This window comes from Mesorhizobium sp. M7A.F.Ca.CA.002.09.1.1 (assembly GCF_003998555.1).
GTDB lineage: Bacteria > Pseudomonadota > Alphaproteobacteria > Rhizobiales > Rhizobiaceae > Mesorhizobium > Mesorhizobium ciceri.
The window spans coordinates 1-1,556 of the sequence record NZ_RZRR01001103.1 but is presented as its reverse complement, the minus strand read 5'-3'; the positions used below and the strand labels follow the sequence as shown (position 1 = coordinate 1,556).

Below are 1,556 nucleotides of genomic sequence, written 5' to 3'. Positions count from 1 at the left end.
CTACATGCGTGAGGGCTTCGTCGATGAGGAGGCGGTGCGCGCCGAGATCACGCCATGCTTCGTCGAACGTGATGCGCTGCGTACGGATATCGTCGTGCTCGCCTGCACACACTACCCCTTTCTGGCCAATCGTATGCGCAAGACGGCGCCTTGGCCGGTCGACTGGCTCGACCCCGCCGAAGCGATCGCGCGCCGGGCGCTGTCGCTTCTCGCCGACATCGATCCGAGCGGTCGTGGCGAGATGTTGCCTGAAGGGCCCGACCTTGCCGTCTTCACATCGAAAAGAGCCGATTTCCCCACCCGCCGCCTGATGCAGGGGTTCGGGTTGGCGATGTCGTGATTGCGAAGCGGAACATCACGGCAGTCGTTGCGTTTTTCTCCTGATGCCAACGGGAGAAAGAGCCATGCCAGCCACCTCGAAAGCCCAGCAGAAAGCCGCCGGCGCGGCTCTGTCGGCCAAGCGCGGCGAGACCAAGAAGAGCGAACTCCAGGGCGCTTCCAAGGGAATGTACGAATCGATGAGCGAAAAGCAGCTCGAGGAATTCGCCGAGACGAAGCGCAAGGGCCTGCCGGAGAAGAAGTCGAAAGGCTAGAGTGCAGTCCGCCGTTCAAGGGAAACGCCGAAGAACACGAGCCGGAATCAAAAGCCCGCGGCCAAACCGCAGGCTTCGAAATGATGTCGGCCGCCTGATTGCAGCCTACCAGCGCCCTCTGCACTGCTTGATCTTGTAGCGGATGACCTTCTTGTGGCCGTGCCGCCAGATAATTTTCTTCTTGATCACGATGCGGCAAGCCTGGTGGTGCCGGTGCCCTTGCCAATGCCTGGCCTCAGCCGGCTCCGGTGTCATGACCGCCATGGATCCCGCCAACACAGCGGCTCCTGTCAGGGTAAGGAAGAATTTCTTCATGCGAATGTAGCTCCTCTGCTCCGGTCCCTTCCTGATGCCGCTGGCGCACCCTCCCGCCACATCCGGCACTGTACTCAACCCAGAGACGCTATATCGTCGCCATGGCCTACGCCAGCCACAAGCTTGACACCGGTTAAATCTCCGTTTAATCAGCGCGCTAACACCGGGCCGCAATGCCCGGTGGTTTTCTTTATGTGCGCAAGATGCGTGGAAATCCAATTCTACTATCTTGTTTGAACTGACGTGTCCCGTGGGTTTTCCGCCGCGTTGCGTGGGAAAACCCTGTCAGGTCTCGAAAACGGAGGCCAGAGGAGGGCGCGTTTCCTTCACCCGGACCATGAGGTTCCGGGTGTGTTGTTTTGAAAAGGGAATGCGATGAGCAAGCGCGAATCCGCGAAGTACAAGATCGACCGCCGTCTCGGCGAAAACATCTGGGGCCGCCCGAAGTCCCCGGTCAACAAGCGTGAATACGGCCCCGGCCAGCATGGCCAGCGCCGCAAGGGCAAGCTTTCCGATTTCGGCCTGCAGCTGCGCGCCAAGCAGAAGCTGAAGGGGCACTATGGCGACGTTTCGGAAAAGCAGTTCCGCAAGGTTTATGAAGAGGCTGACCGCCGCAAGGGCGACACCTCGGAGAACCTGATCGGCCTG

The 1,556-nt window shown here is 60.2% G+C and carries 2 protein-coding genes and 2 pseudogenes; 3 read left to right on the top strand and 1 reads right to left on the bottom strand.

Annotated elements, in window-relative coordinates; genetic code table 11:
- Together EN994_RS30675 and EN994_RS30670 are read left to right on the top strand one after the other, a co-directional pair.
- A pseudogene (locus EN994_RS30675) lies at positions 1-340 on the top strand (glutamate racemase); the annotation flags it as partial.
- A 64-nt stretch (positions 341-404) separates the two neighbouring features.
- On the top strand, positions 405-593 hold the full coding sequence (locus EN994_RS30670; protein ID WP_013532144.1) for a DUF3008 family protein: 189 nt from the start codon (positions 405-407) through the stop codon (positions 591-593).
- 105 nt (positions 594-698) lie between these two features.
- Here the strand turns inward: EN994_RS30670 and EN994_RS30665 are convergent, their stop codons facing one another.
- A complete protein-coding gene (locus EN994_RS30665) occupies positions 699-908 on the bottom strand; it encodes a hypothetical protein (protein WP_013532143.1) in 210 nt (69 codons plus the stop codon).
- 375 nt (positions 909-1,283) lie between these two features.
- On the opposite strand from EN994_RS30665, the pseudogene EN994_RS30660 reads away from it, so the two are divergent.
- Positions 1,284-1,556 (top strand): annotated as a pseudogene (locus EN994_RS30660) (30S ribosomal protein S4); the annotation flags it as partial.